We start from the raw sequence: 26062 nt of genomic DNA, 5'->3' as shown, positions 1-26062 counted from the left end.
CCCCCGATGGCTCGACACCTCATCACCAGCGCCCTTCCGTACATCAACGGAATCAAGCACCTGGGCAACATGGTGGGGTCCATGCTCCCGGCGGACGTGTACTCCCGGTACCTCCGCCAGCGCGGCCACGACGTCCTCTACATCTGCGCCACCGACGAGCACGGCACCCCCGCCGAGCTCGCCGCGAAGGAGCAGGGCATCCCGGTCGCGGACTTCTGCGCGCAGGCGCACGACGCGCAGAAGGCGGTCTACGACGGCTTCGCGCTGGCCTTCGACTACTTCGGCCGCAGCTCCAGCCCGCAGAACGTCGAGATCACCCAGCACTTCGCCCGCAAGCTGCACGAGAACGGCTTCATCGAAGAGCGCGCGATCCGCCAGGTCTACAGCCCCGCGGACGGCCGCTTCCTCCCGGACCGCTACGTCGAGGGCACCTGCCCCCACTGCGGCTACGACAAGGCCCGCGGCGACCAGTGCGAGAACTGCACGCGCGTCCTGGACCCGACCGACCTGATCAACCCCCGCTCCGCGATCTCCGGCTCCACGGATCTGGAGGTCCGCGAGACCAAGCACCTCTTCCTCCTCCAGTCCAAGCTGCAGAACGAGGTCAAGGAGTGGGTCTCCCGTCACGACGGCGTCTGGCCGCACCTGGCGTCCTCCATCGCCCACAAGTGGCTGACCGAGGGCCTGCACGACCGCGCGATCACCCGTGACCTGGACTGGGGCGTGCCCGTCCCGGCGGACACGTGGCCGGAGCTGGCGGCCGATGGCAAGGTCTTCTACGTCTGGTTCGACGCCCCGATCGAGTACATCGGCGCGACGAAGGAGTGGTCGGACCAGGACCCGGAGAACCGCGACTGGAAGTCGTGGTGGTACGAGGCCGACGACACCGTCCGCTACACCGAGTTCATGGCGAAGGACAACGTCCCCTTCCACACCGTGATGTTCCCGGCCACCGAGCTCGGCATCCGCGAGCCGTGGAAGAAGGTCGACTTCGTCAAGGCCTTCAACTGGCTGACGTACTACGGCGGAAAGTTCTCCACGTCCCAGAAGCGCGGTGTCTTCACCGACCAGGCCCTGGAGATCCTGCCCGCCGACTACTGGCGCTACTTCCTCATCGCCAACGCCCCCGAGTCCGACGACTCGTCCTTCACCTGGGAGCACTTCACGGCCACGGTGAACAAGGACCTGGCCGACACCCTCGGCAACTTCGTCAACCGCGTGCTGTCCTTCTCCAAGAAGCGCTTCGGCGAGGAGGTCCCGGCGGGCGGCGAGCCCGGTGAGGCGGAGGCGAAGCTCGGCGAGCAGATCGCCGAACTCCTCGCCGAGTACGAGTCGCAGATGGAGGCGCTCCAGTTCCGCAAGGCGGCCGCCGCCCTGCGCGCCCTGTGGTCGGCCGGCAACTCCTACCTGGAGGAGAAGGCCCCCTGGCTGGAGATCAAGACCGACAAGGACGGCGCGGCCCTCACCCTGCGCACCGCGATGAACCTGATCCACCTCTACGCGGTGGTCTCGGAGCCCTTCATCCCGGCCAGCTCGGCCGCGATGCGCCAGGCGTTCGCCCTGCCCGAGGACACGGCGACCTGGGTCACCGCGGACGAGGCCAGGTCCCTCACGGCCGTCCCCGTCGGCACCCCCTTCACCGTCCCCCCGGTCCTCTTCGCCAAGCTCACGGACGAGGACCTGGAGGCCTACAAGGAGCGCTTCGGCGGCGAGGCGGCCTAAAGCAGGTGAGGGCCCTCGCCGGGGTGTGATGGAGTGAGGTCATGACGTACTACGTCACGACCCCCATCTACTACGTCAACGACGCCCCGCACCTGGGTCACGCCTACACCACCCTCGCGGCCGACGTCCTCGCCCGCTGGCATCGCCGGCGCGGCGAGGACGTCTGGTTCCTGACGGGCACGGACGAGCACGGGCAGAAGATCCTGCGGACCGCGGAGGCGAACGGCGTCGGCCCCAAGGAGTGGGCGGACCGGCTCGTCCACGAGTCCTGGCAGCCCTTGTGGGAGCACCTGGAGATCGCCAACGACGACTTCATCCGCACCACGCAGCAGCGGCACACGGACCGGGTGCGGGAGTTCGTCCAGGACCTCCACGACCGGGGCGAGATCTACAAGGACAGCTACGAGGGGCCGTACTGCGTCGACTGCGAGGAGTTCAAGCTCCCCGGCGAGCTGCTGGACGGCGAGGGCGAGTACGCGGGCCAGAAGCTCTGCCCGATCCACAAGAAGCCGGTGGAGCTGCTGAAGGAGGAGAACTACTTCTTCAGGCTCAGCGCGTACACCGACCGGCTGCTCGCCCACTACGAGGCCCACCCCGGCTTCATCCAGCCCGAGTCCGCGCGCAACGAGGTCGTGAACTTCGTACGGCAGGGCCTTCAGGACCTGTCCATCTCGCGCTCCACGTTCGACTGGGGCGTCAAGGTCCCCTGGGACGAGCAGCACGTCATCTACGTCTGGATCGACGCGCTGCTGAACTACGCCACGGCCGTCGGCTACAACGAGAACCCGGAGAAGTTCGGGTCGACCTTCCCCGCCGACGTCCACCTGGTCGGCAAGGACATCCTCCGCTTCCACGCGGTCATCTGGCCGGCCTTGCTGCTGGCGAACGGCCTGCCGCTGCCCGGCAGGATCGCCGCCAACGGCTGGCTGCTGGTCGGCGGCGAGAAGATGAGCAAGTCCAACCTGACCGGCATCAAGCCGCAGGACCTGACGGCGCACTTCGGCGTGGACGCGTACCGCTGGTACTTCCTGCGCGCGATCGCCTTCGGCCAGGACGGCTCGTTCTCCTGGGAGGACTTCTCCGCCCGCTACACCAGCGAGCTGGCCAACGACTACGGCAACCTCGCCTCCCGTGTCACCGCGATGGTCGGCAGGTACTTCGACGGCGAGCTGCCGGCCGCTACGGTCGACGGCGAGGCCGAGCGGGCGGTCCGGGAAGGACTGGCGAGGGCCGTCGCGGAGGCCGACCGCCGGATCGGTGAGGAGCTGGACTTCCAGGGCGGCATCCTGGCCGTCTTCGACTTCGTGAAGCAGGTCAACGGCTACCTCACCGAGCAGCAGCCGTGGAAGGTCGCCAAGGACCCTTCCGAGGAGGCCGCCGCCCGTCTCGCGACCATCCTCTACACGGCCGCGGAGTCCCTGCGTGCCGTGGCGGTCCTGCTGGACCCGGTGATGCCGGAGACCTCCGGCGAGCTGTGGGAATCCCTGGGCGCCGAGGCATCCCTCGGCGCCCTCGCGGACCAGCGGATCCAGGATGCCGCCGAGTGGGGCGGGCTCCCCGCGGGCGCCACAGTCACGAAGGGCGCTGTTCTCTTCCCACGGCTGTCGTGAATTTCTTGACCGATCGGTGGCCAACTCGGGGACATCACGGGGATGTTGTCCATCCTGTTGGCATCGATCCCACCCCGGGGGCACCATGACCCCCCGCACGACCGTATGGTTTCCGCCATGGCAGTCCCTGAGGTCATCCCGATCGCGTACGAGCCGCACGGCCGTACCGAGGCGATCGGCTTTTACGAGGACGGGCAGTTCATGGGGTCGGTGACCTACGCCTTCCCCAAGGGCTTCGAACTCGACACCGGCTGGGAAGAGCACAAACGCCTCTACGCGGTCCTGCACACCTTCGATCCCGACGGCAGGTACCGCGACTCGGAGATCTGGTGTGCCGGAACCTGGGCCGAGCAGCAGCGTGCCCCGCAGGGCGGCGACTCGCCGCTCGCCCGTGCCCGCGCCCGGCTGGCGACGCTGCTGCGCAGCCTGCCCCGGCGGACGTACACGGACATCGCGATACGTCCCTTCCAGCTCACCTTCGAGGGTGTGCTGTTCGGTCTCGTCACCGACGAGGACGACGAGGAGGCGTGGGCCGAGCTCCATCCCGACAATCTGGGCTTCGGCGAACCCTGGGACGGTTCGTACGACACCTGATCGTTTACCCCTCTATGCCTGGACCCCTCCGAGGCGCTATACATTGCGAAGATCATGTAGAGCCATCACGTGGGGGGATCCATTCATGGCGCTCTTCGGTAACGCGCACACCATCGACTCGGGGCAGGCGCAGCAGGACTTCGCCCGGCTGCTGGGTCACGGTGAGCAGGTGCACGCCGCGTACCTGCTGATACGCGACACCATCCTGTTCACCGACCGTCGTCTGATCCTGGTCGACAAGCAGGGCATCACCGGCAAGAAGGTGGAGTACCACTCCATCCCGTACCGCAGCATCACGCACTTCGCGGTCGAGACCGCGGGCACCTTCGACCTGGACGCCGAGCTGAAGATCTGGGTCTCGGGGACGCCGACGCCGATCGAGAAGACGTTCACCAAGGGCGTCGACATCTACGAGGTGCAGGCGATCCTTACGCAGTTCGTGGCGAAGTAGCCCGCACGTCCGGCCCCGCCGACTCCGGCCGGCTCGGCGGGGCCGCCATAATCGGCGCACGATGATCCCGCTCCGCCACCACCTGCTGACCGACGTCCTCACGATCGGCGCCCCTTACCCGCTCGTGCTGGCCGGCGGGTACGCGGTCCGGGCGCACGGCCTGATGCCGGACGCCTCGGTCGAAGGGCCGCTGGAAGTGGCCACCGAGAGCCCCGAGCCGATGGACCGGGTCGCGGCGGCGGTCCGCACGGGACTGACGGAACGCGGCTGGCTGGTGCGCCCCCTGGAGATCGACCCGCTGTCCGCGCGCCTCCTGGTCACCGGTGTGGAAGGCGCCGATGAACAACCGGTCGACCTGGTGAAGGAAACCCTCTGGCAGCAGCCCGTCGCGACCGACCTGGGCCCCGCCCTCTCCCTCGAGGACCTCATCGGCACCAAGGTCCGCGCGCTGGCCGACCGGGGCACCGCCCGCGACCTCACCGACGTCCACGCCGCCGCGGCCCACTGGAGCTTCCCCGACCTGGAGGAACAGGGCCGCCGCCACGCCTGGGACGAGTTCGACCCGGCCGACCTCCAGTCCCGTCTGGAGGCGACGGAACTGCTGGACGACCGGGAGTTCACCACCCGGGGCCTGGACGCGGAGGCGGTACCGGCCCTGCGCCGCTGGGTACGGGCCTGGGCCGACGACATCGCGGAGCGCCTGCTGGAGCAGGAGGCACTTCGGCCGCCCACGGAGGAGTGACGACCGCCTCCCGCCCCACCATGCCTTCAGGTCCGCGTCAGCCGGCCGACGCCGACGCTCCCGGCTGGACCGCGTCGTCCGTGCCGTCGTGCGTGGCCTCGGGGTCGACGCCCATCGTGATCGTGGCGACCACGCCCTTCGCGATGTCGTTCTTGCGGTACTTCAGCTTCAGCAGGCCGCCCTCGGTCCCGTTGTCCGGGTAGATGGTGTCCTCGTCGAGCGTGGTGCGGGTGGTGGTGTTCGTGGAGTACGGCGCCACCTCCGCGGAGGCGAGCACGCTCTCCTCGTCGAAGAAGAACTGACCGGTGTGGCAGGTGTTGCCGCCCTCGTACCCGGCGTCCGTCCAGGTGCCGCTCACATGGACCTTGGTGTGGATGTGGACGCACCGGCCCTGGTACCAGCCGGGGAAGACCGTCTTGAACTCCACCGTGCCGTTGCGGTCCGTCCGCCAGGTGCCGCGCAGATAGCGCTCGTCGTCCGTCGGCTCCTGGTGGACACCGCCTCCGCCGCCGGGCCCGCCCGAGGGCTCACCGGACGGGGGCTCGCCCGTCGGCTCGCCGGACGGCGGAGTGCCGCCACCGCCACCGCCGCTGCCCATGTCCTCGTAACCCGAGTACACGCCCAGCGCGTTGCAGTGCCAGATGTCGACCGCGGCGTTCCTGATGGGCTTGCAGGTCTCGGCGTCGATCACCTTGAGGCGGAGGGTGAGCGGGATGCCCTCCTGGTCCTCGGTGATGTCCTTGCGGAGCTTGTCCGCGTCGATGTAGTAGGGGCCCTCGGTGGTCTCGGAGGTCAGCTTGTAGCAGGTCTCCGAGGCGCTGCCGCTCGCCGATGCCGTGGTGCCCGCCGCGCTCTTCTCACCCGCGAAGGCGCCCGCCGCGAGAGTGCCGCCGACGCCCACCGCGACCGCCGCGCCCGCGCCGGCCACGACGACCTTGCGACGCGTGAGGTCCTTCTTGTGTTTCGGCCCTTCGGCCGTCTGGTTTCCCGTCATGGGCAGGGAAGTTAGGGACCACGCCTGTCAGGAGCTTAGGTAAGGGCTGGGTGAGAGCCCTGCATGTGCCGCACAAAGAGAAGTGGCCCGGAACCTGCGTCGGTTCCGAGCCACCTCACTGCATTTCGCCTACTTCGGCTGCGGCTTGCGCACCGTGAGGTGCAGCTCCCTGAGCCGGGCCTCCTCCAGCTCCGTCGGCGCGCCCATCATCAGGTCCTGGGCGTTGCCGTTGAGCGGGAAGGCGATGGTCTCGCGGATGTTGGGCTCGTCCGCGAGGAGCATGACGATGCGGTCGACGCCGGGGGCGATGCCGCCGTGCGGCGGGGCACCGAAGCGGAAGGCGCGCAGCATGCCGGCGAACTTGTCCTCGACGGTCTCGCGGTCGTAGCCGGCGATCTCGAACGCCTTCAGCATGATCTCGGGCTCGTGGTTCCGGATCGCGCCGGAGGACAGCTCGACGCCGTTGCAGACGATGTCGTACTGCCAGCCCAGGATGTCCAGCGGGTCCTGGGTCTCAAGGGCCTCCAGGCCGCCCTGCGGCATGGAGAACGGGTTGTGCGAGAAGTCGATCGCGCCGGTCTCCTCGTCCTTCTCGTACATCGGGAAGTCGACGATCCAGCAGAACCGGAAGACGCCCTCCTCGAAGTGCCCGGCACGCTTGGCGGCCTCGACACGGACCGCGCCCATGATCTTGGAGACCTCGTCGAACTCGCCCGCACCGAAGAAGACGGCGTGACCGGCGGCCAGCGACAGGCGCTTGGTCAGCTCGGCGACGTTCTCCTCGGTGAGGAACTTGGCGATCGGGCCGGTCAGCGAGCCGTCCTCGGCGACGCGGACCCAGGCCAGGCCCTTCGCGCCGAGGGTGACCGCGAAGTCACCGAGCTGGTCGAAGAACTTGCGGGGCTGCGCGGAGACGTCCGGCACCGGCAGCGCGCGCACGTGCTTGCCGGCGAACGCCTTGAACTCCGAGCCCTCGAAGATGTCGGTGATGTCGACGAGCTCCAGCTGGGCCCGCAGGTCCGGCTTGTCGGAGCCGTACTTCAGCATCGCCTCGCGGAACGGGATCCGCGGGAACGGCGAGGTGACGTGGCGGCCCTTGCCGAACTCCTCGAAGAGCTCGGTCATCAGCTTCTCGACCGGCTGGAAGACGTCCTCCTGCTCGACGAAGCTCATCTCGATGTCGAGCTGGTAGAACTCGCCCGGCGAGCGGTCGGCGCGCGCGTCCTCGTCGCGGAAGCAGGGCGCGATCTGGAAGTAGCGGTCGAAGCCGGAGATCATCAGCAGCTGCTTGAACTGCTGCGGGGCCTGCGGCAGCGCGTAGAACTTGCCCGGGTTCAGGCGGGAGGGGACGACGAAGTCGCGGGCGCCCTCGGGGGAGGTCGCGGACAGGATCGGCGTCGCCATCTCGTTGAAGCCCAGCGCCGTCATCTTGTGGCGGATCGCCGAGATGACCGACGTGCGCAGCAGGATGTTCTTGTGCATGCGCTCGCGGCGCAGGTCCAGGAAGCGGTACTCCAGGCGCCGCTCCTCGTTGACCCCGTCCTCGGTGTTGATCGTGAAGGGGAGCGGGGCGGCGGCACCGAGCAGCTCGACCTCGCCGACCTCGACCTCGATCTCGCCGGTGGGCAGCTCGGAGTTGATGTTCTCGGCGCCACGGGAGACGACCTTGCCGTCGATCCGGACCGTGGACTCCTTGGACAGCTTGTCCAGGGCCTCGTACGCGGGGGTGCCCGGGCGGGCCACGAGCTGCGTGATGCCGTAGTGATCGCGCAGATCGATGAAGAGGATGCCGCCCAGGTCGCGCCGATTGTGCAGCCAGCCACTCAGCCGGACGTCGGTGCCGACGTCAGAGGAGCGGAGCTCGCCGCAGGTGTGGGACCTGTACCGATGCATCGTCGTTCATCCAGTCTTCGCGGATCGGGGGCTTGGTTCCCGTGAATGAGGGGCTTTGTTTCACGTGAAACTCCCCCCAAGCCTACCGGGCACCCCAAGATCGCCTCCCCACCATTTGGCCGTGGCCCCGGGCCCGGGGACCCGATGCCCCGTACAGCTTCGGTGGCAGCGTTCGATCACCTCTTCTTAGAGTGGGGCAATGCGCACTGGTGAGCCCCTGCCCGCGGTGGGGGAGATTCTCGCCGCCCTCGCGACCGGACTGTGGCACTGGAACACCGCCACGGGACTGGTCACGGTCGACGCGGAGGCGGCACGGCTGCTGGGCTTGCCCTCCGAACGGGCCACGCTCAGCCAGGCCCAGGTGCGCGCACGGCTGCACCCGGTGGACTGGAACGAGATCAGCGGGGTGATCCAGCTGGCCGTCGCCGAGGGCACGCTCGGCGAGGTGCGGGTGCGGATCATGGACGACATGGGCCGAGTGGTCCGGGTCGGCCGCAGCCGCTTCCACGCGTCCTTCGACCGCGAGAAGCGGTCGTACGAGGTCACCGGCTCCCTCCAGGAGGTCACCGAGCCGGTGCCGGGCACCTCCTCCGGCCGTACGGCGGTGACCGGCGACTGGCGGCGCTCGCGGGAGGCGTTCCTGCTGGACGCGGGGCGGGCGCTGGCCGAGGCGCGATCGACGGCCGAGGTGCTGCGGGTCGCGGCCGGTCTGTCGATGCCGGGCTTCTCACCGGACGGGCTCGCGGTCTTCGGGGTGACGGGCGATCGCCTGACGATCATCGGACACCACGGCCATCAGCCCGGTGACGAGGGCCCGTTCACGCACATGGCCCTGGACACGGACTACCCGGCCGCCGAGGTGGTCCGCACCGGCCGTGCCGTCTATCTCTCCTCGCCCGAGAAGTACAAGGACCGCTACCCGGTCACCTGGCCGCTCGCCGCGCACTTCGACCGGCAGTCCTGGGCGTTCCTGCCGCTGACCGTGGCCGGGCGCACGATGGGCGCCTGGATGGCGGCGTTCACCTATCCGGTCGCCTTCACCCCGGACGAGCGCTCCGTTCTGACGACGGTCGCCCGCATGCTCGCCCAGGCCCTCTCGCGCGCCGAGGCCGCCGAGTCCGCACGGGAGCTCACGGACGGCCTCCAGCGCTCGATGCTGCCCAAGCTGGGCCCCGAGATACCGGGCATGGGCGTCGCCGCGCGGTATATCCCGACCGGCGGGGGCCTTCAGGTCGGCGGCGACTGGTACGACATGATCCCGTTGCCTGGGGGCACCTCCCGAACGGAGTTCGGGGGAGGCCGCTTCGCCCTCGTCATCGGCGACGTCCAGGGCCATGACGTACGGGCGGCGGGCCTGATGGGCCAGCTGCGGATCGCTCTGCGCGCCTATGCCTCCGAGGGCCACCGCCCCGATGCCGTGCTCTCCCGGGCCTCGCGCTTCCTGCACGGGATGACGTTCGGCGCCCTCGACGAGGACCCGTCCGACCTGCGCTTCGCGACCTGCCTGTACGTCGAGGTCGATCCCGCGTCGGGTCTGCTGGACATCGCCCGCGCCGGGCACCCGGACCCGGCGATCCGGATGACCGACGGCACGGTGCTGGCGCGTCCGACGGCCGGCGGTCTGCCGCTGGGCATCGACCCGGACGCCGACTATCCGACGACCAGGATCACCCTGGAACCCGGCGAGACCATGCTGATCTGCACGGACGGGCTGATCGAGACCGGCGGCCACGACCTGGAGACCGGCTGGAAGCGCATCCGCTCGATCCTGGAGGAGCACGACGGCGACCTGGAGGGGCTCGCCGACGCCCTGGTCCAGGCCGTCCACGGCCCGTCCTCCCACCACACCACCGGCCCGCTCGCCGACCGCCGCGAGGACGACATAGCGGTACTGCTGCTGCGCCGGCAGGGCGACGGCCACGCCGACACCGCCCGGCCGCCGACGGTCCGGCGCACCATGCTGTCGGTCGCGCAGGCCGAGCCGGAGCGGGTCGGGGTGGCCCGGCAGCAGTTGCGGGAGCTGCTGCACGACTGGGCCTCCGAGGACCAGGTCGACTCCGCGGTCCTGCTGCTGTCGGAGACGCTGACGAACGTCCTGGTGCACACCGACGCCGACGCGCTGCTGCTGGCGGAGGTGCGGGGCGAGACCGGCGACCGCCGGGTGCGCGTCGAGGTCACGGACACCAGCGACGACCTGCCGCACCGGCGCAGCCCCGGGGAGCTGGCCTCGTCCGGGCGGGGTCTGATGCTGATCGAGCTGCTGGCCCACGCGTGGGGCGTCGACCCTCGCGGCGAGGGCAAGAGCATCTGGTTCGAGCTCTACGAGTCCGAGGGCGCCGTCGGGTCCGGGGGCGGCTCGGTCGAAGTCACCGTCGCGCTCGACGTCGAGCTGCCGTAACGCTCCCGCAGCTCGTGCGCGACGCCGAACGCGGCGGCGGTGAGAGGTACGGCGAGCAGCATGCCGAGGATGCCGGCCACGGAGGCGCCCGCGGTGATCGTCACCATGACGACGGCCGGGTGCATCTGCACGGTCCTGCTCTGGATCGCCGGCGTCAGCACATGCCCCTCGAGCACCTGCACGGCCAGCACGATCCCCAGCACCCACAGCGCGATGACGAAGCCCCGGTCGGCGAGGGCGACCAGGACGGCGACGGCTCCCGAGATGACCGCGCCCAGATAGGGGATGTAGGCGCCGACGAAGACGAGCGCGCCGAGCCCGATCGCGCCCGGCACATCCAGGATCACCAGGCCGACGGTGATGCAGACGGCGTCGATGAAGGCGATGAAGGTGGTCCCCCGCATGAACCCCTCCACGGCCTGGAACGCGCGCCGGGCCATGGCCTCCACGAGCTCCCCGCCGCTGCCGGGCACGACGGACCGCAGGGCGCCGGCCGCCCGGTCGGAGTCCCGCAGGAAGAAGAAGACCAGCAGCAGCGCGAGCACGCCGATGGCGATGGTCTCGCCCACGACGCTGACCCCGCTGATGACGCCGGAGGCGGCCGTCCCGCCGAACTTGGTGAGCAGCTCCTGGGCGTTGGCGGCGACGTCGTCCAGTGAGGTGCCGGCGGCCCCGAAGTGGTCGGCGATGTCCCGGCCCGCCTGTTTGAGCGAGGCGACGATCTCGTCGCCGCTGTCCACGACCGCGGCGACGACGATGTACACGGCCCCGCCGACTACGGCCACCACGGCGACGCAGGTGAGCGCGGCGGCGACCGACCGGTTGACCTTGGCCTTCACCAGCCGCCGGTGCAGCGGCCCGAGCAGCGCCGTCCCCAGCAGCGCGAGCAGCACGGGCACCACGGCCGTACTGAACTCCACGGCCAGCCGGATCCCGACGTAGACCACTCCGGCGACGAGCAGCACGACCACACACCAGGCGGCGAGCCGCCGTACGGGATCGGGGAGCAGCGGGGTGGGGGCCTGCACGGTTCCAGCGGATCACGCGCGGGGCGGGGCTGTCGTGCGCGGGCGGACCGGGCGGGTGACGAGCGGGGAAGGGGCGGGGGACGGGTGGCGACGGGTGGTCGGGGTGACGAAAGGCCCGGGGCCGCACCACGCTGTGCGGCCCCGGGCCTTTTTCGTACCTGGGCGGGGTCAGGCCCCGGAGGGACCCTCGCCGCTCATTCCGTGCACCGCCGGAACGGTGCCGAGGCGGCCCTTCTGGAAGTCCTCGAAGGCCTGCATGAGTTCGTCCTTGGTGTTCATGACGAACGGGCCGTAGTGGGCCATCGGCTCGCGGATCGGCTGGCCGCCGAGGAGGACGACCTCCAGGTCCGGCGTGTGCGAGTCCTGCTTCTCGTCGGCGCGGACGGTCAGCGAACCGCCGTCGCCGAACACGGCCGTCTGGCCCGTGTGGATCGCGCGGCGCTCCGCACCCACGCTGCCGCGGCCCGCGAGGACGTACGCGAGGCCGTTGAAGTCCTCGCGCCACGGCAGGGTGATCTCCGCGCCCGGGGCGAGGGTCGCGTGGATCATCGAGATCGGGGTGTGCGTGATGCCGGGACCCTGGTGGCCGTCCAGCTCACCGGCGATGACACGCAGCAGCGCGCCGCCGTCGGGGGAGGTGAGCAGCTGGACGTTGCCGCCGCGGATGTCCTGGTAGCGCGGCGCCATCATCTTGTCCTTGGCCGGGAGGTTCACCCACAGCTGGAGGCCGTGGAAGAGACCGCCGGACATGACCAGCGCCTCCGGCGGGGCCTCGATGTGCAGCAGACCGGAGCCGGCCGTCATCCACTGGGTGTCGCCGTTGGTGATGGTGCCACCGCCGCCGTTGGAGTCCTGGTGGTCGAAGATCCCGTCGATGATGTAGGTGACGGTCTCGAAGCCGCGGTGCGGGTGCCAGGGCGTTCCCTTGGGCTCACCCGGCGCGTACTCCACCTCGCCCATCTGGTCCATCATGATGAACGGGTCCAGATGGCGGTAGTTGATCCCGGCGAACGCACGGCGCACCGGGAAGCCCTCACCCTCGAAACCGCTCGGCGCGGTCGTGACGGTGAGCACGGGACGGGCCACCGCCTCCGCGGGCGCGGCGACGCGAGGCAGCGTCAGCGGGTTCTCGACGGTCACTGCAGGCATGTCGGTACCTCCTTGTGCGGCCAGTTTAGTTGAGCATTGAACTTCTTGCCACCCCTAACGGGAAAAGCGCGGCAGCCATTCCCGCCCGGGCACGCCGAAGGCCGACGCCCAGGGCGGGCGCCGGCCTTCGTCACGAGGACCCGGTGCTTCGACGGCGGCTCAGTGTGTCAGGAAGAGCCGGTCCGAGGGGGTCAGACGACCGGTTCGAGCTGCTCGTCGGGGGTGCCGGCCGCGTCCTGCGGGCTGCGGCGGTCGTCGCGCATGACCAGGGTCGCCAGCAGCGCCGCCGCGAGGACGCCGATCGTGCTGACCGTGAAGGTGGTGGACATCGAGGCGGTGAAGGCCTCGCGGGCCGCCGCGATCAGACCGGCGTCGCCCCCGGCGACCGCACCGGCGATCGAGTGCCTGGCCTCCTCGGGCACCCCCTCGGGCATCCGGTCCGCGAAGCCGCTCGACAGCAGCGAGCCCAGGATCGCGATGCCCAGGGCGGTGCCGGCCTGCTGGACGGTGTCGTTCAGGGCCGAGCCGACGCCCGCCTTGTCCTCGGGGATCGTGCCCATCAGCGCGCCGACCGCGGCCGGCATCGCAAGGCCCGCGCCGAGGCCGAGCAGACCGAGCGCCACCGCCGGGACCGTGAAGCCGGAGTCCGCCGAGACCGTGGTCAGCAGCGCGAAGCAGGCCACCATCACCAGCATCCCCGCGAGGATCACCCACCGGTTGCCGTACTTCGCGGCGAGCTTGACGCCGACGCCGTTTCCGACGAGGGCCGTGATCGCCAGCGGCAGGAAGGCGAGGCCCGCCTTGATCGGCGAGTAGCCGAGCACGAACTGGAGGTACTGGGTCAGGACCAGCAGCAGACCGCCGTTGCCGATCTGGACGAGCGCCAGGGAGAGCGAGCCGCCGCTGAAATTACGGTGCCTGAAGAGGACCAGCGGGACCATCGGGGACTTGGTGACGTTCTCCCAGATCACGAAGCCGGCCAGCGACGCGAGGGCGACCGGCAGGGCGGCGGTCCACACCCCGTGCTGCGGGAGCTCGATGATCCACCAGACCAGGGCCGTCATCCCGACCGCCGACAGCACGGCGCCGAGCGGGTCCGGCTTCTGCCAGGGCGCCCTGGACTCCGGCATCAGGGTCAGACCGGCGACGACGGCGAGCGCCACGATCGGCACGTTGATGAAGAAGATCGACTGCCAGGAGAAGTGCTCGATGAGGACACCGCCGAGCACCGGGCTGCCGACCAGGCCGAGCATCGACACCGAGCTCCAGGCCGCCATCGCCCTGCCGCGCTCCTCCTCGTCGAAGACGGTGATGAGGATCGACAGCGTGGACGGCATGATCAGCGCCCCGCCGACCCCCATCGCGACACGGACGGCGATCACCTCGCCGGGGTTCGTGCACCAGGTCGCGGCCAGCGACGCGGCCCCGAAGAGCAGGAGCCCGATCAGCATCACCCTGCGGCGTCCGAACCGGTCGCCGAGGCTGCCGGAGGTGAGCAGCAGCCCCGCGAACACCAGGATGTAGGAGTCCAGGATCCACTGGGTCTCCTGCGCGCTCGCCCCGAGCTCCCCGGTCATCACGGGCACCGCGACGGTCAGCGCCATGCTGTCGACGACCAGCACCAGCGTGCTCAGGCAGAGCACGAGCAGGATCCACCAGCGACGTGGATCACGCGTTCCCTTGACGTCCATGCCGTTCCCCTCCGGTTCGTGAACACCGTTCCTTCGTTGCGAACACTGTACGCACAGCGGAACAGTGTTCGCAACATCTCATTCCTGTACGCTCGATGCGAACGATGTACGCAGGGATGCGAAGGAGTGCCGATGGCCGCCAGGACGACGAAGCAGAGCTCCATCCCCTCCGTGTGGGCCCGCCCGCAGCGCGAGTCCGACCAGCCCGCGCTCAGCCGGGCCACGATCGTGCGCGAGGCGATCGTCATGCTGGACGCGGAGGGCGTGGAGGCGCTGAGCATGCGCAAGCTCGCCACCAGGCTGAACGCCGGCGCGGCCTCCCTGTACCGGCATGTCGCGACCAAGGACGAGCTGATGGAGCTGGCCGTCGACGAGGTCGCCGCCGAGATCGACGTACCGCCCGCGGACAGCCCGGACTGGCGGGCGGCCGTGGCGCAGGCCGCGCACTCCTTCCGTACGACGGCACTACGGCACCCGTGGCTGTCCTCGGTCCTCGGCCAGGCGGGCCTCGCCTATCTCGGCCCCAACCTCATGTCGTACTCGGAGCGCTTGGCCGCCCTGTTCACGACTGCCGGGTTCCCGGACCCGGGCGGGGCGATCGACGCCGTCCTGTCGTACGTCATCGGGATGAGCACCACCGAGGGCGCCTGGCTCATCACGGTCGCCCGCTCCGGGGACACCGAGGCCGACTTCATCGCACGGCTGATGCCTGCGGCCCAGCAGGCGGTGGCGGACCACGAACACCTGGCCAAGGGCTACGCCCAGACGGAGGAGGTCGCCACCACGGACCCGGCGACCATGCGGGACACAAAGTTCGCGGCCGCCCTGGACATCGTCCTGGACGGCCTGGCCCTGCGCCTCAAAACGCCGGGATCCTGAGCGCCCCTCAGGGGCGCGGGGAACTGCGCGACCAGCCACAACGGGCCCGCAGACGCAAAACAGCCCTCCCGAAGCGCTACCCGTACATCCGGCGCATCGCGAACTCGACCATCTGCTCCACGGCCTTCGCGTCGAAGACCATGCGGTGCTCGCCCTCCATGTCGACGACGAAGCCGTAGCCGGTGGGCAGCAGGTCGATCACCTCGGAACCGGTGATGACGAAGTACTTGGACTCCTTGCCCGCGTACCTGCGCAGCTCCTTCAGCGAGGTGAACATCGGGATCACCGGCTGCTGGGTGTTGTGCAGGGCGAGGAAGCCCGGGTTGTCGCCGCGCGGGCAGTAGACCTTCGACGTCGCGAAGACCTGCTGGAAGTCCTCGGCGGACATCTGCCCGGTGGTGAAGGCGCGCACCGCGTCCGCGAGTGAGGGCGGGGACGGCTCGGGGTAGAGCGGCGGCTGCTGGCCGTACCCGCCGACGCCACCTGCCATGGGCTGCTGCGGCGGGGCGTACTGCTGCTGTGCACCGACGTTCTGGTCGTAGCCGTACATGAGCGCAAGCGTACCGAGCCCCGCCGGGCTGCGGACCGGTACGGGGGTTGCAGCGAAACGACAGCGACTTGACAGCGTGTGCCCCTGGGTTCCCGCGCCTGCTGCTCCTAGCGTCTTTCCATGCGCCGAGACCACACCGAAGCAGTCGCCGAAGAAGTCCACGAGCACGACCGGGGACTCTCGTACGACCTCCCGGTCCTCGCCCGCCGCCGCATGATCCGGCTGATGGCGGGGGCGGGTCTGATCCCCCTGGTGGGCTGCACGTCCGACGGCGAGTCCTCGGCCGACGCCTCCGCCAAGGGCGCCACGGGCTCCGCCTCACCCGGTTCGTCCGCCGAGTGCGCGACCATCCCCGACGAGACCGCCGGCCCCTTCCCGGGCGACGGCTCGAACGGCGTGAACGTCCTGAAGGAGAGCGGAGTCGTACGCGACGACATCACCAAGAGCTTCGGCGACTCCGCCGGCGGCACCGCCGAGGGCGTGCCCCTGACCGTCACGCTCACCGTCGTGGACGCGGCCTCCGGCTGCGGGACGCCGAAGAAGGGCGCCGCCGTGTACATCTGGCACTGCGACCGGGACGGCAACTACTCCCTGTACTCGGACGGCGTCACCGAGGAGAACTACCTGCGCGGCGTGCAGGAGACCGACGACAAGGGCCAGGTCACGTTCAAAAGCGTCTTCCCGGGCTGCTACGCGGGCCGCTGGCCGCACATCCACTTCGAGGTGTACGGCAGCCTCGCGGACGCCACCGCGGCGACGGCCATCACGAACACCTCCCAGCTGGCCTTCCCGAAGGACGTCTGCGAGACCGTGTACGCCTCGGACGGCTACGAGAGGAGCGTGGGCAACCTGAGCGGCCTCTCCCTGGAGACCGACGGGATCTTCAGCGACGGCCACGACCAGCAGCTGGCCGCCATGAAGGGGAGTGTGGCGCGGGGATACACGGCGACACTGACGGTTCCGGTGTGACCTGTCACAGATTGCGGATCGGGGTTGCGTCTTATTACTGACGGGTAGCATCATCGTAGCTACTTGTTGGTACGTGAACTAGCGCGAGGATCCAAGTGCCTCGCCGATCCCTCTACGGAGTCGTCACCATGGGGCACTACAAGTCGAACCTCCGCGACATCGAGTTCAACCTCTTCGAAGTACTCGGACGCGACAAGCTGTATGGCACGGGTCCGTTCGAGGAGATGGACGTCGAGACCGCGAAGAGCATCCTGGAGGAGCTGACCCGGCTCGCGGAGAACGAGCTGGCCGAGTCCTTCGCCGACGCCGACCGCAACCCGCCGGTCTTCGACCCCGAGACGAACACCGCGCCCGTCCCGGCGTCCTTCAAGAAGAGCTACAAGGCCTTCATGGACTCCGAGTACTGGCGCCTCGGCCTGCCCGAGGCCATCGGTGGCACGACCGCGCCGCCGTCCCTGATCTGGTCGTACGCGGAGCTGATCCTCGGCTCGAACCCGGCCGTGTGGATGTACACCTCCGGCCCGGCGTTCGCCGGCATCCTCCACGACGAGGGCACCGAGGTCCAGAAGAAGATCGCGCAGATCGCGGTCGAGAAGACCTGGGGCTCCACCATGGTCCTCACTGAGCCCGACGCGGGTTCGGACGTGGGCGCCGGCCGCACCAAGGCGATCCAGCAGGAGGACGGCTCCTGGCACATCGAGGGCGTGAAGCGCTTCATCACCTCCGGTGAGCACGACATGGAGGAGAACATCCTTCACTACGTGCTGGCGCGCCCCGAGGGCGCCGGCCCCGGCACCAAGGGCCTGTCCCTCTTCCTCGTCCCGAAGTACCTCTTCGACTTCGAGACCGGCGAGCTGGGCGAGCGCAACGGCGCCTACGCCACGAACGTCGAGCACAAGATGGGCCTGAAGGCCTCCAACACCTGCGAGATGACCTTCGGCGACCAGCACCCCGCCAAGGGCTGGCTGATCGGCGACAAGCACGACGGCATCCGCCAGATGTTCCGCATCATCGAGTTCGCCCGCATGATGGTCGGCACGAAGGCGATCTCCACGCTGTCGACGGGCTACCTGAACGCGCTGGAGTACGCCAAGGAGCGCGTCCAGGGCTCCGACCTCGCCGCGTTCGGCGACAAGAGCGCGCCCAAGGTCACCATCACCCACCACCCCGACGTGCGCCGCTCGCTGATGACGCAGAAGGCGTACGCGGAGGGCATGCGCGCCCTGGTGCTGTACACCGCCTCGGTCCAGGACACGATCGCCGTCAAGGAGGCCGCCGGCGAGGACGCCAAGGCCGAGCACGCGCTGAACGACCTGCTCCTGCCGATCGTCAAGGGCTATGGCTCCGAGAAGGGCTACGAGCAGCTCGCACAGTCGCTCCAGACCTTCGGCGGCTCCGGGTTCCTCCAGGAGTACCCGATCGAGCAGTACATCCGCGACGCCAAGATCGACACCCTCTACGAGGGCACCACCGCGATCCAGGGCCAGGACTTCTTCTTCCGGAAGATCGTCCGCAACCAGGGCGCGGCCCTGAACTCGCTCGCCGAGGACATCAAGAAGTTCCTGGCGCTCGGTGAGGGCGGCGAGGACCTCGGCACGGCCCGCGAGCAGCTCGCCAAGGCTGCCGTGGAGCTGGAGGCGATCGTCGGCCTGATGCTGACCGACCTCGCGGCCACCGAGCAGGACGTCAAGAACATCTACAAGGTGGGCCTCAACACCACCCGTCTGCTGATGGCCTCCGGTGACGTCGTCGTCGGCTACCTGCTCCTCAAGGGCGCCGCGATCGCCGCCGAAAAGCTGCAGACGGCCTCCTCCAAGGACAAGGCCTTCTACCAGGGCAAGATCGCGGCGGCGAAGTTCTTCGCGGCCAACGTCCTGCCCGGTGTCACCGGTGCGCGCAAGCTCGCCGAGGGCGTCGACCTGGACCTGATGGATCTGGACGAGGCGGCCTTCTAACCGGAGGCGACGACGCCTGGAACGACCGCTTCCACCCGGTCGTTCCAGGCACTCACGGACAATCCACATCGCCCTTACGAGGGCCCGCTCCCCTTCTCCGGGAGCGGGCCCTCGTACGTCGTTAAGGTGAACCCCATGAGCGAACCCCCCCGCTTCGATCGCGGCCACACCGACGACCTCATGTCCTTCCTGGCGGCGAGCCCGTCGCCCTACCACGCCGTGGCGAACGCCGCCGAGCGGCTGGAGAAGGCAGGATTCAGGCAGGTCGCGGAGACGGACGCCTGGGACGGGACGAGCGGTGGCAAGTACGTGCTGCGCGGCGGCGCGATCGTGGCCTGGTACGTCCCCGAGGGCGCGGCGCCCCACACGCCGTTCCGCATCGTCGGCGCGCACACGGACTCGCCCAACCTGCGGGTCAAGCCGCTGCCCGACACCGGCGCGCACGGCTGGCGCCAGGTGGCCGTGGAGATCTACGGCGGACCGCTGCTCAACTCCTGGCTCGACCGCGACCTCGGCCTCGCCGGCCGGCTGACGCTGCGCGACGGCTCGACGCGGCTGGTGAACGTGGACCGTCCACTGCTGCGCGTCCCCCAGCTCGCCATCCACCTGGACCGTTCGGTCTCCGCGGAGGGGCTCAAGCTCGACAAGCAGCGCCACCTCCAGCCCGTCTGGGGCCTCGGCGACACCCGCGACGGCGACCTGATCGCCTTCCTGGAGGAGACCGCCGGGCTGGCGGCCGGCGAGGTCGCGGGCTGGGACCTGATGGCCCACTCCATCGAGGCACCGGCGTACCTGGGCCGCGACAAGGAGCTCATGGCCGGTCCCCGCATGGACAACCTGCTGTCGGTGCACGCCGGTGCGGCGGCGCTGGCCGCGGTCGCCGGCTCCGGCGCCGCACTGCCCTGCATCCCGGTGCTGGCGGCCTTCGACCACGAGGAGAACGGCTCGCAGAGCGACACCGGTGCGGACGGGCCGCTGCTGGGCAGCGTCCTGGAGCGCTCGGTGTTCGCGCGCGGCGGGTCGTACGAGGACCGGGCACGCGCCTTCGCGGGCACCCTCTGTCTCTCCTCCGACACCGGCCACGCGGTCCACCCCAACTACGCCGAGCGCCACGACCCGACGCACCACCCGCGCGTCAACGGCGGGCCGATCCTCAAGGTCAACGTCAACAACCGCTACGCGACCGACGGTTCGGGCCGGGCGGTGTGGGCGGCGGCCTGCGAGAAGGCCGAAGTCCCCTTCCAGTCCTTCGTCTCCAACAACTCCATGCCCTGCGGCACCACCATCGGCCCGATCACCGCGGCCCGGCACGGCATCAAGACCGTCGACATCGGTGTGGCGATCCTGTCGATGCACAGCGTGCGGGAGTTGTGCGGCGCCGACGACCCCTGGCTGCTGGCGAATTCGCTGGTGGCGTTCCTGGAGGGGTAGTCCGGGATACGTGGGGTACCCGCCTGCGACCGGAACCACCGGACAGGAAGGCGACACACATGGGCCTCGGCGGGTGCATCATCCTCATCGCCGTTGGAGCCATCCTCACGTTCGCGACCGACTGGGAGATGGACGGCGTCAATCTCGACCTGGTCGGGGTCATCTTCATGATCGTGGGATTGATCGGCGTAACGACGTTCAGCAGCATCGCGCGGCGCAAGCGAGTGGTGGTGCCCCCGACGACTCCGGTCGTCGAGGAAGACCACCACCACCGCAGGGACGGATACAGCGACGGCTACGGCGTCTGAGCGTCCATCCCGGCCAGCACCAGCGGGAGACGGTCGGCGCCCGTCTCCGTCAGACGGACCGGCACGCCCCAGTCCTGCTGGTGGACATGGCACGCCGGGTACTCGTTGTGAGGGTCGTCGTCGCAGGACGCGGCCATCGCCGAGACATGCAGTACGCCCTCCGGGACGGACGGGTCGAGTTCGAGGGTGCGGGCGAGATCGGTGCCCGCACCCTCGCCCGTGCGCAGCAGCTCCGGAGGGGTCGAGGAGACCAGCAGCCGGGTCGAGGGGCCGTACCGGGTGTCCAGCTTCTGACCCGCCGGGGCCTGGAAGATCACGTCCAACAGGACCTTGCCGGGGGCCACTTCGGTGGCGGCGCGCCGCGTGCGGTGGGCGACCGCCTCGACGCGGACGGCCTCCTCGGGCAGCCGCAGCCGGGTCAGCCGGTGCCGGGCCGACTCCACCACCACGATGTCGTCGCCGGCCAGGACCGCGCCCGACGGCTCCCGCAGGTCCGTCGCCAGGGTGGTGACCTCGCCGGTCGCCGGGTCGTAGCGGCGCAGGGCGTGGTTGTAGGTGTCGCTGATCGCCACCGAGCCGTCGGGCAGGGCCGTGACACCCAACGGGTGCTGGAGCAGAGCCTGTTCGGCGGCGCCGTCGCGGTGCCCGAAGTCGAAGAGGCCGGTGCCGACGGCGGTGTGGACCGCGCCGTCGGGGTCGACCCAGCGCAGCGCCGAGGTCTCCGAGTCGGCAAGCCACAACCGGTCGGGCGTCGCCGCGAGCCCCGACGGCTGCGCGAACCAGGCCTCGGCGCCCGGACCGTCGACCAGGCCCTCGTTGGAGGTGCCGGCGGTGACGGAGACGGAGGCGGAGTCCGGGTCGTACGCCCACAGCTGGTGGATGCCTGCCATGGCGATCCACACCTTGCCCTGCCACCACGCCACGTCCCACGGTGAGGACAGGTCGACCTCGCGCGCGGGGCCGGACGTGGCGTCGCCCTGCATCCACTGGTGGCCGGTGCCCGCGAGGGTGGTGGTGCGGCCGCTGACCGGGTCGAAGCGGCGCAGGGCGTGGTTCACCGTGTCGGCGACGACCACGGAGCCGTCCGGCAGCAGCGCCAGGCCCTGCGGTTCGTTGAAGCGGGCTCGCTCCGCGGGGCCGTCGGTGAGCCCGCGACCGCCCTGGCCGATCCGCCGGACGACGGTCTCCCCGTCCGCCTCCAGCTCCACCAGCTGATGCCGCGTGGTGTCGCTGACCAGGAAGTTCCCGCTCGGCAGCAGCAGCGCCTTCCCCGGGAACCGCAGCACAGTCGGCTCCGGCTCCGGCGCCACGTACGGTCCGTCGCCGCGCCGCAGCGTGCCCTTGGCCTCGTGCTCGGCCTCCAGCTCGGTCACCAGACGCTCGATGGCGTGCACATGCCCCTCACCGGCGTGCTGCGCGACGACATAGCCCTCGGGGTCGATCACGACGAGCGTCGGCCAGGCCCGCACCGCGTACTGCTTCCAGGTGGCGAGCTCGGGGTCGTCCAGCACGGGATGCTCGACCCCGTACCGCTCCACCGCGTCCACGACCGCCCCGTGCTCGGCCTCGTGCACGAACTTCGGCGAGTGCACCCCGATGACGACCACCGTGTCCCGGTGCTCGCGCTCCAGCTCCCTGAGCTCGTCCAGGACGTGCAGGCAGTTGATGCAGCAAAAGGTCCAGAAGTCCAGGACGACGATGCGTCCTCGCAGCTCGGCGAGGCTGTACGGGCGGCCGCCGGTGTTCAGCCAGCCGCCCTCGCCGACCAGCTCGGGGGCGCGGACGCGGACGCGTCGGGGTGCGGAGTCGTTCATGCCCCCAGGGTGCCACCGGCCACCGACAGTCAGCCCAGGGCGTGTCCGGTTGTGGCGTCCACATGGGCCGGTACCTCGTCGTGGCGGTCGCCGACTGTCAGGGTGCCGGTGGGTTCGAGGAGGAGGATGGACGTCGGGGCGGGGGCGTACGGCTTGTGTTCGGTGCCGCGGGGGACCGTGAAGACCGAGCCCTTGGGGAGGACGACGGTGCGCTCCGTGCCGTTCTCGCGCAGGGAGATGTGCAGTTCGCCGTCGAGGACCAGGAAGAACTCGTCGGTGTGGTCGTGGGCGTGCCAGACGTGTTCGCCGTCGACCTTGGCCACGCGGACGTCGTAGTCGTTGACGGACGCGACGATGCGCGGGCTCCAGGTCCTGGTGAAGGAGGCGAGGGCCGCGTCGAGCGAGATGGGTTCCATGCGCTCATCGTGCGGGGTGGTCCCGACGCCCTGCGAGTGCTAGGAATCGCATATGGCGCAAGGATCCTCTCAGCCGAAGCCCGGGCATCGGGTCGCCGTGATCGTCGACGAGGGCACCAATCCGTTCGAGGTCGGCGTCGCCACCGAGCTGTTCGGGCTGCCGCGGCCCGAACTGGGGCTCGACGGGCCGCTGTACGACGTGACGCTCTGCGCGCCCACGCCCGAGGTGCGGATGAACCACGGCTTCTTCACGATGACCGGCGTGGCCCCGCTGGACGCGGTCGACGCGGCGGACACCCTCGTCGTGCCCGGCCGCCCGGACAACGTCGTCCCGCGCGGGGCCGCCGTACGCGACGCGATCCGCCGCACGCACGCGCGTGGCGCGCGCGTGATGAGCCTGTGCACCGGCAGCTTCGCGCTCGCCGAGGCCGGGCTGCTGGACGGACGCCGGGCCACCACCCACTGGCGTTGGGCCGACATCTTCCGGGCGCTGCATCCGGGTGTCCTGCTGGAGCCGGACGTGCTGTTCGTCGACGACGGCGACATCCTGACCGCCTCGGGCAGCGCCGCCGCGCTCGACCTGTGCCTGCACGTCGTACGGCGGGACCACGGCGCCGAGGTGGCCAACGCGGTCTCGCGCAGGCTGGTGTTCGCCGCGCACCGGGACGGCGGGCAGAAGCAGTTCGTGGAGCGGCCGCTGCCGGACGTGCCGGACGAGTCGCTGGCCCCACTGCTGGCGTGGGCGCAGGCACGGTTGGGGGAGCCGCTGACCGTGGCGGACCTGGCGGCGCGGGCGGCGGTGTCGCCGGCGACCCTGCACCGGCGCTTCCGGGCGCAGCTGGGGACGACGCCGCTGGCCTGGCTGACGGGGGAGCGGGTCACGCTCGCGTGCCGGCTGATCGAGCGCGGCGAGGAGCGCCTTGACGTGGTCGCGGCCCGCAGCGGACTGGGCACCGCGGCGAACCTGCGCGCGCGGGTGCGGCGCGAGACCGGGCTCAGCCCGTCGGCCTACAGACGGCGTTTCGGGCCGGGCGGCGGGGAACCCCTCATGTCATGAGATTCCTCGTACGCGACCGGCTCCTCGGCTTCGGTGACGACTACTGGATCGAGGACGACCGGGGCAGCAAGGTGTTCCTCGTCGACGGCAAGGCGATGCGGCTGCGGGACACCTTCGAGCTGAAGGACACGCAGGGCAACGTCGTCATCGACATCCACCAGAAGATGTTCGCCCTGCGCGACACGATGGTGATCGAGCGCGACGGCGGACCGCTGGCCACGATCCGCCGCAAGCGGCTGTCCCTGCTGCGCAACCACTACCGGGTGGCCCTGGCCGACGGCAGCACGGAACTCGACGTCAGCGGCAAGATCCTGGACCGGGAGTTCGCGGTCGAGTACGACGGTGAACTGCTGGCCGTGGTCTCGCGGCGCCGGCTGCACGTCCGCGACACCTACGGCGTCGACGTGGTCCGGGAGGACGCCGATCCGGCGCTGCTGATCGCGGTGGCGGTGTGCGTGATCCACCTCGCGGAGAAGGAGCGGGGGGACGACTGAGGCCGGTCCCCGCGCCCGGGGTTGGTCCGGGTCAGCGGCGCGGCGCCGCCAGTCCCAGCATGCGGTCCTTGAGCGCCGGGAACTGATCCCGGGTCAGCGCGACCTTGCCGGGGTCGAACTCCACCGTCAGGACCTGCTCCCCCGTGCCGGCCTGCGCCAGCACCTCGCCCCAGGGGTCGACCACGATCGAGTGACCGGCCTGCGGAACTCCGGCGTGCGTCCCGGCCGTTCCACAGGCGAGCACGAACGCCTGGTTCTCCACCGCCCGCGCCTGAGCCAGCAGCGTCCAGTGCGCCCGGCGGCGCTCCGGCCAGCCCGCGGGGACGACCAGGGTCTCGGCGCCGGCGTCGACGAGACCGCGGAAGAGCTCGGGGAACCGGAGGTCGTAGCAGGTGGCCACGCCCAGCGTGGTCCCGGGCAGGCGGACGGTCACGAGGTCCTCGCCGGCGGCCATCAGCACCGCCTCGCCCTTGTCGAAGCCGAACCGGTGGATCTTGCGGTAGGCGGCGGCCAGCTCACCGGAGGGGGAGAAGACGAGAGAGGTGTTGTAGAGCGGCCCGTCGCCCGTGGCGGAGCCACTGCCGGCCGGAGCCCGCTCGGGGATCGAGCCCGCGTGCAGCCACACGCCCGCGTCGCTCGCGGCCTTCGCCATCACCTCGTACGTCGGCCCCTCGAGCGGCTCGGCCTCGTCGGCGAAGCCCTCGTAGGCGAACGCCCCGGTGGTCCACAGCTCGGGCAGCACGACCAGATCGGCTCCGGCCTGTTCCCGTACGAGTGCGGCTACGCGGCCACGGCGCGATTCGACCGATTCGCCCTCGTTGACGTCGATCTGGAGCAGAGAGGCGCGCACACTACCACCGTCCTGGCATTCGAGCCGTCCATCCGGGCCTACGATCGTCACACGAAAGCACTGCCGGGGTGCCTCACAGCAGCGTAACTTAGCGTTCAAGACACCCGCCGACAGCCGCCACCTCCCACTGGCAACGCCGCCACAACCCGCCCGTGTACCGACCGCCGAGGGGTCCCGTTCCGTGAGTCTGCATCCCACCCTCCAGCCCTACGCCGACGCCTGGACCCACTCCATCGATGCGATATCCGAGCTGGTGACACCGCTCGTCGAGGGCGAGTGGAATCGGCGTACGCCCTGCCCCGGCTGGTCGGTGCGCGATGTCGTCTCGCATGTCATCGGCCTGGACTGCGAGATGCTCGGCGACCCGCGCCCCATCCACACGCTCCCGCGCGACCTCTACCACGTCACCAACGACCACCAGCGGTACATGGAGATGCAGGTCGACGTCCGCCGTCATCACACGGCGCCGGAGATGACCTCCGAGCTCGAGTACACGGTCATCCGCCGCAACCGGCAGCTGCGCAACGAGTCCCGTGACCCCGGAACCAAGGTGCGCGGGCCGCTCGGCGCGGAGATCACCCTTGAGGAGTCGATGCGGGGCCACGCCTTCAACGTGTGGGTGCACGAGCAGGATCTGCGCGCCGCCCTCGGCCGCCCGGGCAACCTCGACTCCCCCGGCGCGCACGTGGCCCGTGACGTGCTTCTCTCCCAGTTCCCCGACATCGTCGCCACCAAGGCCGACGCCCCGCGCAGCTCGGCGATCGTCCTCGACGTGCACGGCCCGGTCGAGTTCCTGCGCACGATCCGGATCGACATCCAGGGCCGCGGCACTCTGGAGACGGCCCCCGCGCTCGGCCCCGCCGCCACCCTCACCCTCGACTGGGAGACCTTCGTCCGCCTCGCCTGCGGCCGTATCACGGCGGAGTCGGTGGCGGACCGGCTGAAGACGGAGGGCGACCCGAATCTGACGGCGGCGATCCTGCGGAACTTCACCGTCACGCAGTAGGCACTGCGGGCGGGGACGGGCAGGGGCGGCGGCAGGAAAACCGGTGTCGTCCGCCGCCCGA

Annotated in this window: 23 protein-coding genes; 14 read left to right on the top strand and 9 right to left on the bottom strand. The window is 70.1% G+C overall.

Going from position 1 to position 26062, the window contains the following annotated elements; all coding sequences use genetic code 11:
• The first annotated feature begins 6 nt into the window (after positions 1 to 6).
• From metG (PGH47_RS21970) to PGH47_RS21950, 5 genes are all read left to right on the top strand, one after another.
• Positions 7 to 1722, top strand: coding sequence for a methionine--tRNA ligase (gene metG / locus PGH47_RS21970; RefSeq protein ID WP_271664847.1), 1716 nt, complete (start codon positions 7 to 9; stop codon positions 1720 to 1722).
• Between the two features lie 41 nt (positions 1723 to 1763).
• Complete coding sequence (gene metG, locus PGH47_RS21965) at positions 1764 to 3332, top strand: methionine--tRNA ligase (protein WP_271664846.1); 1569 nt, start codon at positions 1764 to 1766, stop codon at positions 3330 to 3332.
• A gap of 117 nt (positions 3333 to 3449) precedes the next feature.
• On the top strand, positions 3450 to 3926 hold the full coding sequence (locus PGH47_RS21960; protein ID WP_107904894.1) for a hypothetical protein: 477 nt from the start codon (positions 3450 to 3452) through the stop codon (positions 3924 to 3926).
• Positions 3927 to 4011: 85 nt separating this feature from the next.
• Positions 4012 to 4377 (top strand): PH domain-containing protein, encoded by a 366-nt coding sequence (locus tag PGH47_RS21955; protein ID WP_030950219.1) that lies wholly within the window; start codon positions 4012 to 4014, stop codon positions 4375 to 4377.
• Positions 4378 to 4438: 61 nt separating this feature from the next.
• Complete coding sequence (locus tag PGH47_RS21950; protein ID WP_271664845.1) at positions 4439 to 5119, top strand: nucleotidyl transferase AbiEii/AbiGii toxin family protein; 681 nt, start codon at positions 4439 to 4441, stop codon at positions 5117 to 5119.
• 37 nt (positions 5120 to 5156) lie between these two features.
• Here PGH47_RS21950 and PGH47_RS21945 read toward each other — a convergent pair whose 3' ends face one another.
• Together PGH47_RS21945 and aspS are read right to left on the bottom strand one after the other, a co-directional pair.
• Positions 5157 to 6113 (bottom strand): intradiol ring-cleavage dioxygenase, encoded by a 957-nt coding sequence (locus PGH47_RS21945; protein ID WP_271664844.1) that lies wholly within the window; start codon positions 6111 to 6113, stop codon positions 5157 to 5159.
• 129 nt (positions 6114 to 6242) lie between these two features.
• Positions 6243 to 8006: an aspartate--tRNA ligase gene (aspS, locus tag PGH47_RS21940; RefSeq protein ID WP_271664843.1), complete on the bottom strand. Its 1764-nt coding sequence runs from the start codon at positions 8004 to 8006 to the stop codon at positions 6243 to 6245.
• 199 nt (positions 8007 to 8205) lie between these two features.
• Here aspS and PGH47_RS21935 point away from each other — a divergent pair, with 199 nt between their 5' ends.
• Positions 8206 to 10404 (top strand): ATP-binding SpoIIE family protein phosphatase, encoded by a 2199-nt coding sequence (locus tag PGH47_RS21935; protein WP_271664842.1) that lies wholly within the window; start codon positions 8206 to 8208, stop codon positions 10402 to 10404.
• On the opposite strand, the gene PGH47_RS21930 is transcribed toward PGH47_RS21935, so the two are convergent.
• From PGH47_RS21930 to PGH47_RS21920, 3 genes are all read right to left on the bottom strand, one after another.
• The gene (locus tag PGH47_RS21930; protein ID WP_271664841.1) at positions 10326 to 11432 is read right to left on the bottom strand and encodes an AI-2E family transporter; all 1107 of its coding nucleotides are present in this window, start codon (positions 11430 to 11432) and stop codon (positions 10326 to 10328) included. The two genes, PGH47_RS21935 and PGH47_RS21930, sit on opposite strands and share 79 nt — an antisense overlap.
• 168 nt (positions 11433 to 11600) lie before the next feature.
• Positions 11601 to 12581, bottom strand: coding sequence for a pirin family protein (locus tag PGH47_RS21925; protein WP_271664840.1), 981 nt, complete (start codon positions 12579 to 12581; stop codon positions 11601 to 11603).
• A gap of 191 nt (positions 12582 to 12772) precedes the next feature.
• Complete coding sequence (locus PGH47_RS21920) at positions 12773 to 14272, bottom strand: MFS transporter (protein WP_271664839.1); 1500 nt, start codon at positions 14270 to 14272, stop codon at positions 12773 to 12775.
• A 132-nt stretch (positions 14273 to 14404) separates the two neighbouring features.
• Here PGH47_RS21920 and PGH47_RS21915 point away from each other — a divergent pair, with 132 nt between their 5' ends.
• The gene (locus PGH47_RS21915; RefSeq protein ID WP_271664838.1) at positions 14405 to 15151 is read left to right on the top strand and encodes a TetR/AcrR family transcriptional regulator C-terminal domain-containing protein; all 747 of its coding nucleotides are present in this window, start codon (positions 14405 to 14407) and stop codon (positions 15149 to 15151) included.
• 76 nt (positions 15152 to 15227) lie between these two features.
• Here PGH47_RS21915 and PGH47_RS21910 read toward each other — a convergent pair whose 3' ends face one another.
• Entirely contained in the window at positions 15228 to 15701 is a 474-nt protein-coding gene (locus PGH47_RS21910) for an SseB family protein (protein WP_107904901.1), read from the bottom strand.
• A gap of 120 nt (positions 15702 to 15821) precedes the next feature.
• On the opposite strand from PGH47_RS21910, the gene PGH47_RS21905 reads away from it, so the two are divergent.
• The 4 genes from PGH47_RS21905 (at position 15822) to PGH47_RS21890 (ending at position 20364) form a co-directional block, all read left to right on the top strand.
• Complete coding sequence (locus PGH47_RS21905) at positions 15822 to 16670, top strand: intradiol ring-cleavage dioxygenase (protein WP_271664837.1); 849 nt, start codon at positions 15822 to 15824, stop codon at positions 16668 to 16670.
• A gap of 128 nt (positions 16671 to 16798) precedes the next feature.
• Positions 16799 to 18625 carry an acyl-CoA dehydrogenase gene (locus tag PGH47_RS21900; RefSeq protein ID WP_271668118.1) on the top strand — a complete coding sequence of 609 codons (1827 nt, stop codon included), beginning with the start codon at positions 16799 to 16801 and terminating at the stop codon, positions 18623 to 18625.
• Between the two features lie 135 nt (positions 18626 to 18760).
• Positions 18761 to 20056 carry a M18 family aminopeptidase gene (locus PGH47_RS21895; RefSeq protein ID WP_271664836.1) on the top strand — a complete coding sequence of 432 codons (1296 nt, stop codon included), beginning with the start codon at positions 18761 to 18763 and terminating at the stop codon, positions 20054 to 20056.
• A gap of 59 nt (positions 20057 to 20115) precedes the next feature.
• On the top strand, positions 20116 to 20364 hold the full coding sequence (locus PGH47_RS21890; RefSeq protein WP_107904905.1) for a DUF6458 family protein: 249 nt from the start codon (positions 20116 to 20118) through the stop codon (positions 20362 to 20364).
• Here the strand turns inward: PGH47_RS21890 and PGH47_RS21885 are convergent.
• The gene (locus PGH47_RS21885) at positions 20352 to 22178 is read right to left on the bottom strand and encodes an NHL domain-containing thioredoxin family protein (protein WP_271664835.1); all 1827 of its coding nucleotides are present in this window, start codon (positions 22176 to 22178) and stop codon (positions 20352 to 20354) included. The genes PGH47_RS21890 and PGH47_RS21885 overlap by 13 nt on opposite strands.
• 29 nt (positions 22179 to 22207) lie before the next feature.
• Positions 22208 to 22594 (bottom strand): cupin domain-containing protein, encoded by a 387-nt coding sequence (locus PGH47_RS21880; protein ID WP_271664834.1) that lies wholly within the window; start codon positions 22592 to 22594, stop codon positions 22208 to 22210.
• A 52-nt stretch (positions 22595 to 22646) separates the two neighbouring features.
• Between PGH47_RS21880 and PGH47_RS21875 the strand changes: the two genes are divergently transcribed.
• Both PGH47_RS21875 and PGH47_RS21870 read left to right on the top strand, forming a co-directional pair.
• Entirely contained in the window at positions 22647 to 23651 is a 1005-nt protein-coding gene (locus PGH47_RS21875; protein ID WP_271664833.1) for a GlxA family transcriptional regulator, read from the top strand.
• Positions 23648 to 24145 (top strand): LURP-one-related/scramblase family protein, encoded by a 498-nt coding sequence (locus tag PGH47_RS21870; RefSeq protein ID WP_271664832.1) that lies wholly within the window; start codon positions 23648 to 23650, stop codon positions 24143 to 24145. The genes PGH47_RS21875 and PGH47_RS21870 overlap by 4 nt, the downstream gene beginning before the upstream one ends.
• Before the next feature lie 31 nt (positions 24146 to 24176).
• Here the strand turns inward: PGH47_RS21870 and PGH47_RS21865 are convergent, their stop codons facing one another.
• The gene (locus PGH47_RS21865) at positions 24177 to 24995 is read right to left on the bottom strand and encodes a carbon-nitrogen family hydrolase (protein WP_271664831.1); all 819 of its coding nucleotides are present in this window, start codon (positions 24993 to 24995) and stop codon (positions 24177 to 24179) included.
• 181 nt (positions 24996 to 25176) lie between these two features.
• On the opposite strand from PGH47_RS21865, the gene PGH47_RS21860 reads away from it, so the two are divergent.
• Positions 25177 to 26001 (top strand): maleylpyruvate isomerase family mycothiol-dependent enzyme, encoded by an 825-nt coding sequence (locus tag PGH47_RS21860; RefSeq protein WP_126902859.1) that lies wholly within the window; start codon positions 25177 to 25179, stop codon positions 25999 to 26001.
• Positions 26002 to 26062 lie beyond the last annotated feature (61 nt).

This window comes from Streptomyces sp. HUAS 31 (genome assembly GCF_028198125.1).
Taxonomy (GTDB): domain Bacteria; phylum Actinomycetota; class Actinomycetes; order Streptomycetales; family Streptomycetaceae; genus Streptomyces; species Streptomyces chartreusis.
This window is presented reverse-complemented; position numbering and strand designations above follow the sequence as displayed.